This is a genomic window from Clostridium sp. CAG:43 (assembly GCF_000434655.1).
Taxonomy (GTDB): Bacteria; Bacillota; Clostridia; order Lachnospirales; family Lachnospiraceae; genus Otoolea; species Otoolea fessa.
Genome location: NZ_FR895073.1, coordinates 11,673 through 18,886, shown reverse-complemented (window position 1 = coordinate 18,886; position 7,214 = coordinate 11,673). Strand labels below are relative to the sequence as shown.

6 protein-coding genes are annotated in these 7,214 nt (G+C 51.6%); 4 read left to right on the top strand and 2 right to left on the bottom strand.

From position 1 onward, the window contains the following. Positions 1-399 (top strand): DbpA RNA binding domain-containing protein (locus tag QVO97_RS05950; RefSeq protein ID WP_288189117.1); only part of this gene is annotated, 399 nt, incomplete at its 5' end. Positions 400-625: 226 nt separating this feature from the next. On the opposite strand, the gene QVO97_RS05945 is transcribed toward QVO97_RS05950, so the two are convergent. Both QVO97_RS05945 and lepB read right to left on the bottom strand, forming a co-directional pair. Further along, positions 626-1,945 (bottom strand): aspartate kinase, encoded by a 1,320-nt coding sequence (locus QVO97_RS05945; RefSeq protein ID WP_022359464.1) that lies wholly within the window; start codon positions 1,943-1,945, stop codon positions 626-628. Positions 1,946-1,980: 35 nt separating this feature from the next. Then, on the bottom strand, positions 1,981-2,493 hold the full coding sequence (lepB, locus tag QVO97_RS05940) for a signal peptidase I (RefSeq protein WP_227589452.1): 513 nt from the start codon (positions 2,491-2,493) through the stop codon (positions 1,981-1,983). 550 nt (positions 2,494-3,043) lie between these two features. Here lepB and glgB point away from each other — a divergent pair. Genes glgB through QVO97_RS05925 form a run of 3 tightly spaced genes read left to right on the top strand, consistent with a single transcriptional unit; the run spans position 3,044 to position 7,136 of the window. Next, a complete protein-coding gene (gene glgB / locus QVO97_RS05935) occupies positions 3,044-5,617 on the top strand; it encodes a 1,4-alpha-glucan branching protein GlgB (RefSeq protein ID WP_022359462.1) in 2,574 nt (857 codons plus the stop codon). A gap of 21 nt (positions 5,618-5,638) precedes the next feature. After that, positions 5,639-6,529: a mechanosensitive ion channel family protein gene (locus tag QVO97_RS05930; RefSeq protein ID WP_022359461.1), complete on the top strand. Its 891-nt coding sequence runs from the start codon at positions 5,639-5,641 to the stop codon at positions 6,527-6,529. A 43-nt stretch (positions 6,530-6,572) separates the two neighbouring features. After that, complete coding sequence (locus tag QVO97_RS05925) at positions 6,573-7,136, top strand: HD domain-containing protein (protein WP_022359460.1); 564 nt, start codon at positions 6,573-6,575, stop codon at positions 7,134-7,136. Positions 7,137-7,214: the final 78 nt, after the last annotated feature.

Sequence of the window (7,214 nt, the reverse complement as noted above, 5' to 3'; positions counted from 1 at the left end):
CTCGATCTGGCAGCAGCGCTGCTCAAAATGATGATGGGCGAAGAGGGCGAGGAGCTCTTAGAGGAGAACCGCCCGCTGCGTGAGCTGGAGGATCTCGAGGATGAGAGCCGCCGCAGCCGTGGTGGAAGAAACGGCAGAGGAAGCCGTGGCAGAAATGAGGACGTAGCGCGTCTCTTCATCAACATCGGAAAGAACCAGGGCATCCGTCCGGGCGATATCCTCGGTGCGATCGCCGGAGAATCCGGCATGCCGGGACGTATGGTCGGAAGTATCGATATGTTCGATAATTACACATTCGTCGAGGTGCCGAGAGAGCATGCGGACGTTGTACTGCAGGCGATGCGCGGTGCGAAGATCAAGGGCAAGAACGTGCATATGGAGAAGGCGAACCGGAAGTAGGGGAAACGGATTCAAATAATCATTTATAATAGAACCCTCAGGTATGGACATGAGGCGCCTCCCAAAAGTCTAATTTTGGGAGGCTGCCTTAGATATGCCTGGTTTTTTTGTTTGTTCTTGACAAAAAGGTGTAAATTAAAACTGCGCCAATTCATTTTAATTTAGATTCCTAACGAAATCATAATTAAAATGAATTGGCGCAGTTTCTGTTATTTACAGCGCACTCTTACAGCTCCGCTGTAATAAAAATATCATAAATCGCTTTTACAGCCGCCTCGAAATCTGCGTTCTTCACGCCGATGATGATGTTGAGTTCACTGGAACCCTGGTCGATCATCTTGACGTTGATGCGGGAGTGTGCCAGGGCGGAGAAGATGCGTCCGGCAGTGCCGCGGGTGGACTTCATGCCGCGTCCTACGACGGCGATGAGTGCTAAATCGGACTCAAGCTCGATGGAATCCGGCTGTACCGCGCGGTGGATGTTGGAGATAACGAACTGCTCATGCTGTTCGAATTCGGACTGGTGTACGAAGATGGTCATCGTATCGATTCCGGACGGCATATGCTCGAAGGAAATACCGCAGTCCTCGAAGACACCCAGAACTTTTCTCCCAAACCCAATTTCGGAGTTCATCATCGCTTTCTCGATGGTAACAGAGCAGAAACCAGTCTTTCCGGCGATACCGGTGATGGTGTATTTCGGCTTCCGGCAGGTATTCTCGACGATGAGTGTACCCGGATCCTCCGGCTTGTTGGTGTTGCGGATGTTGATCGGGATGCCCTCGCGGCGTACCGGGAAGATGGCATCCTCATGAAGGACGCTGGCACCCATGTAAGCCAGTTCACGCAGTTCTTTGTAGGTGATGGTCTCGATCGGAACCGGATTTTCCACGATGCGCGGGTCGGTTACCAGGAAACCGGATACATCGGTCCAGTTCTCGTAGAGGTCTGCGTGAATCGCGCGGGCTACGATGGAGCCAGTGATATCCGAACCACCGCGGGAGAAGGTGTGGATCGTGCCGTCCGGATTGGACCCGTAGAAGCCTGGGATAACGGCGCGCTCAGTGTGCGCGAGGCGTTCGGACAGCTCTTCATTGGTTTTCTCGGACAGGAATGTACCATTCTCGTCAAAGAAGATTACCTCGGCTGCATCGATGAACTCATAGCCCAGGTAATGGGACATGATGATACCGTTTAAATACTCACCGCGGGAAGCTGCGTAATCGCTGCCTTTTTTTGCGATAAAGTTTTCCTCGATGGTCTTGAACTCATAATCGAGGTTTAAATTCAACTCCAGACCGTCGATGATCTGCTCATAGCGCTCTTTGATGGCGGAGAGAAGCTTGCCGTAGCTTGCGCCGGTGGAAGCTGCCTCGTAGCAGGCATAGAGCATATCGGTTACTTTGGTGTCATTTTTGTTGCGTTTGCCCGGAGCAGACGGTACAACGTAGCGTCTGGATTTATCAGCACGGATAATATCTCCGACTTTTTTGAACTGTTTTGCGCTGGCGAGGGAACTTCCGCCAAACTTTACTACTTTCTTCATGATGTTCTTTGTTCCTTCCTAAAGTAAATATTGGGTTAATTCAGTTTCTGGATCTTCGGAAAATACTGGAACAGTACCTTGGCAACCAGTTTGTCGCGCTTGACGTATTTGTGCGTCCAGCGGCGGGCGTCGTTGGAATAGTTCCGGTTGTCGCCCAGCATGAAATAGCAGCCATCCGGCACTTCGTAGTGCTGCGGTTCCTCCGGTTCCATCGGTTCATGCAGATACGGCTCGTCGAGCGGTGTATCGGAACCATTTAAGTATACCTTGCCGTCCACGATGTCGATCGTGTCGCCCGGCATACCGATGATACGTTTGACATAGTACGTTTTGATGCCTTTCGCTTCATCATCCGGATAAATGAAAATGGCGATGTCACCCCGCTGCGGATCTCCGAATTTGTAGCTTAACCGTGAGCCGATGACGCGGTCGCCAGCCATGATGGTCGTTTCCATCGAGCTGGTCGGGACTTCGCTGTTGGCGATGATGAAATGGTTGACGCAGAATGCGATAATAGCGGCGGCAACCAGGACCTGAATCCAGCTTATGACCTCGTCCTTGAGATTGAAGCCTTCTTTGCGGCTCTTGCCCTTCTTGGATTTTGCGGCATTTCCGGTACCTGAAGCGTTGTCGTTCTCTTCGGGCGTATCTTCCGAATCGTGTTCCGAAGAGTTCTGGCCCGGCTGGTTGATGCCGATTTTTCCGGCGCGGAGTTCATCGAGCATCTCATCCAGTTCCTGCTCGGAACGCCCGGAGAAATGGCTTCGGGACGAAATATGGTCTCTATCTTGATCTTCCATATATATCTCCTCTCTCTGCTGTTGCTGTCTGTGTGACGTTATCTTATAGCACTTTCAGTTCCAAAGGTGTCTGGCTACGGCAGTAACGTTTGTGCAACGCATGAGCAGTAATAGGCTACTGTAAATGGTAACCTTCTGCCATAATAGTGTATATGAGATGCCTTGATTTATCAAGTTTTTTCACGAAATTTCGGGAAAATTCATAAATGTTTTGAAGTGTATGATTGTATTATTGGGCGCGGGATGCTAAAATGAAGCTAAAACCAAAAACCACAAAGGAACGCAAGGGGGCGTATGTATGGATAAAACATTATACGATCTGATGGACTGGGCTGGAATTGAAGAAATTGTCTATTCGGAAGCGGCAAACCCGCACCGGATGCTGGGAGCCCATATGACGCCGGAGGGAATGCTGGTACAGGCGTTTATTCCGACGGCGCGCGATATTACGGTCAAACTTTCGGAAACCGGCAAGCAGTACCAGATGGAGATGGCGGACGAGACTGGCTTTTTTGCAGCGCTGATTCCGCGCAAGACTCTGGCGGATTATACCCTCCTTGTGTTTTATGATAATGGTACGTTAAGCGAGATACACGATCCGTATTCCTTTGCACCGCAGTTTACGGAATCGGATTTGAAGAAATTCGAGGCGGGCGTCCACTACAGCATTTATAATAAGATGGGCGCGCATCCGATGACGGTCAAAGGTGTGAGTGGCGTCTATTTTGCAGTCTGGGCGCCGGAAGCGATGCGCGTGAGTGTTGTCGGTGATTTCAACCTGTGGGATGGCAGACGCAGCCAGATGCGGCGGTTGGGAGATTCGGGCGTGTTTGAGATTTTTATCCCGGAGCTAAAAAAGGGAGCTGTTTATAAATATGAAATTAAGTTCAAGAACGGCGACCCGGCGCTGAAGGCGGATCCGTATGCGAACTATGCGGAACTTAGACCGAACACGGCATCCATCGTCTGGGATCTGGACGAATATAAATGGAACGATCAGGACTGGATGAAGAAACGGGCGGCGCTCGACACGAAGACGGCGCCGATGTCGATCTATGAGGTACATCTCGGTTCCTGGATGCGAAAACCGACCGAGGTGGATAAGAGAGGACGCGAGATTGTCGGATCGGAGTTTTACAATTACCGTGAGATCGCGGTCAAGCTGGCGGAATATGTGAAGGAAATGGGGTATACCCATGTGGAACTTCTGCCGGTCATGGAACATCCGCTGGATGCTTCGTGGGGCTATCAGGTGACGGGATATTACGCACCGACCAGCCGCTTCGGCACACCGGATGATTTCATGTATTTTATGGATTACCTGCACGGACAGGGGATTGGCGTTATCCTTGACTGGGTTCCGGCACATTTCCCGCGTGATGCATGGGGCATGGCGCAGTTTGACGGAAGCTGCCTCTATGAGCACAAGGATCCGAGACAGGGGGCGCATCCGCACTGGGGTACGCTGATCTACAACTATGGCAGACCGGGGGTTTCAAACTTCCTGATTGCGAATGCGATGTTCTGGGCGGACCGCTATCACGCGGACGGCATCCGGTTTGATGCGGTGGCGTCGATGCTGTATCTGGATTATGGTAAGAATCCGGGTGAATGGATTGCCAATATGTACGGCGGTCATGAGAATCTGGAGGCGGTCGAGTTCTTAAAGCATCTGAACTCTGTCTTCAGGGGGCGCAAGGACGGCGCGATTCTGATTGCCGAGGAATCGACGGCATGGCCGAAGGTTACCGGTGACGTGAAGAACGGCGGTCTTGGCTTTGATTATAAATGGAACATGGGCTGGATGAACGATTTTCTGGGCTATATGGAGCAGGATCCATATTTCCGGTGCCACCACTACAATGAGCTGACCTTCAGCATGATTTACGCCTACAGTGAAAATTTCGTCCTCGTCTTCTCACACGACGAGGTGGTTCACGGAAAAGGTTCCCTGGTCAATAAGATGCCGGGACAGACGTTTGAGGACAAGTTTGCGAACCTGCGGGCGGCATACGGTTTTATGATGGGACATCCGGGCAAGAAACTCCTTTTCATGGGACAGGATTTCGCCCAGATGGATGAGTGGAATGAGAATGCATCGATCGAGTGGGAGCTGCTGCAGTATCCGATCCACAGCCAGATGAAGGAGTATGTGAAGGAGTTAAATCACCTTTATACCAGCCATCCGGCACTCTATCAGAAAGATTATCAGACGGAAGGCTTCGAGTGGATCAACTGCATGGATGCAGCGGACAATATCATTGCATTTCTCCGGCGCGGCGCGGATGAGACACTGCTCTTTGTCTGCAACTTTGCCCCGCAGCTGCATGAGAAGCTGATGGTCGGCGTACCGTTTAAGGGAAAATACAAAGAGATTTTCAACAGCGATGCGGAGAAGTTCGGCGGAAGCGGAAAGGTCAATCCGCGTATGAAGTCCTCGAAGGCAGAGGAATGTGATGGAAAGGAAAATTCCATCACGATTCAGCTGGCGCCGCTTGGCATCAGCGTATTCAGCTGCACGCCGACGGAGCCGGAGAAGAAAGAAAAACCGGCGAAGACGAAAAAGACGACCCACAGCACTAAGAATGTAAAAGAAAAGGCGGAAAAACCTGCAGAGAAGCCGGCGAAACGGAATGCACCGGTAAAAAAGGCAGAAGCCGATCTCCAGAGCATGATGGCGGAGGCAGCGGCGGTATTTAATGGAAAAGCCGGGGAGACAGCTGCGGCGGCAGCGGAACGCTTGGCGGGTATTTCAGATAAGCTGGCAGAGGCGAAGGCGGGGCTTTCCTCCAAGATTATCAGTCTGTCCTCGATTGCGAGACGACAGACGGGATTGGAAGAAGGTCTGGATAAAAAGGTGGGAAAAGAGTAAGTACAGGAAGGAATGAAATAGATGGCAACAGCGGCAGAGCTGACAGGCGAGGAGATCGCGGCGGTAGCAGAGTCGCTATCGGATCCGGCAAATTTGAACGTGGATACGATGACCGCGATCATGCACCGGATTGGTCCGGGGCTTATGGCATTGGGACAGAAGGTATTGGTGGCGCTCATCATTTTTCTGATTGGACGCAAGATCATCTCGATGATCGAGAAGATGCTGTCCCGCTCGATGGAGCATGCCGGTATGGATGTGGGCGTGACCCGTTTCCTGCGGGCGCTGACCCAGTTTGTGATGAATGTATTCCTGCTTTTTATGATTGCAGGGCAGCTTGGCATGGACAGCGCCTCGATTGTGGCGGTTCTTGGCGCGGCAGGTCTTGCGCTGAGTTTGGCGCTCCAGCAGAGTCTTGGAAACTTTGCGGGCGGACTCTTGATTTTAATTATGAAACCGTTCCGGGTGGGTGATTATATCATTTCCCCGTCCGGGGAAGGAAAGGTTTCGATGGTCGGGCTGGTTTACACGACTATCCTGACAACCGATAATAAAGCAATTACCATCCCGAATGGCACCCTTTCAAATTCAACCGTGACCAATGTAACGGCGATGGACAAGCGGATGCTGGAGCTCAAGGTCGGTATTGCCTATGAGGCGGATATCCGGACGGCAAAGGCGGTGTTAGAGCGCGTTTATCGGGAACATCCGATGGTGAAGAAGGACGAGGACATCAAGGTATTTGTGGACAGCCTGGGCGACAGCAGCGTGGTGCTTGGCATCCGGGGCTGGGTAGAGACGTCCGATTACTGGCAGACGAGATGGGACCTTCTGGAACGGATCAAGCTGTCATTTGACGAGGCGGGCATCGAAATTCCATACAACAAGATGGATGTACATTTGAAACAGTAGCAATCGTTTAAACAGTATAAGCAATATAGACAGAGGAACAACCATGATTGACAGAGCGGCAAAATTCGCAGAACAGGCGCATAGGGGCGCACACCGGAAGGGAACCAGAATTCCGTATATCGTTCATCCGCTGGAGACGGCGCTGATTGCGTCGATGCTGACGAACGATGAGGAGATACTGGCGGCGGCACTTCTGCATGATACGATCGAGGACACGGATGTGACCTATGAGGATTTGAAACAGGAGTTTGGCACCCGGGTTGCGGATCTGGTCGCGGCGGAGAGCGAGGATAAGTCCAAAACATGGATTGAGCGCAAGGGGCACACGCTGGAACATCTGAAAACAGCGAGCCAGGCGGAGAAGATCCTGACGATGGCGGACAAGCTGAGCAATATCCGCAGCATGGCGCGTGACTATCTGTTGGTCGGGGAGGAGCTCTGGCAGCGGTTTAATATGAAGGACAAAGAGAAACAGGCGTGGTATTACACATCGATGATAGACCTTTTGAAGGATTTGAATGAGACGCCGGAATATCAGGAATATGTGCGTCTCTGCGGCAAGGTATTTGGCGGGATCTCAGGGTGTTGTAGTTTACAAAATATATGAACGGCAGCATAAAAACAACATAGGATGACAATGAGAAACTGCAGCAGCCAGTCAGAAAGAATGGCTGGCGGGGAAGAG

Bases quoted from the DNA above. Each gene is read 5' to 3' on its own strand.
- glgB (WP_022359462.1), top strand. From the start codon at position 3,044: ATGGATAAAACATTATACGATCTGATGGACTGGGCTGGAATTGAAGAA.
- QVO97_RS05925 (WP_022359460.1), top strand. From the start codon at position 6,573: ATGATTGACAGAGCGGCAAAATTCGCAGAACAGGCGCATAGGGGCGCA.
- QVO97_RS05945 (WP_022359464.1), bottom strand. From the start codon at position 1,945: ATGAAGAAAGTAGTAAAGTTTGGCGGAAGTTCCCTCGCCAGCGCAAAA.
- QVO97_RS05930 (WP_022359461.1), top strand. From the start codon at position 5,639: ATGGCAACAGCGGCAGAGCTGACAGGCGAGGAGATCGCGGCGGTAGCA.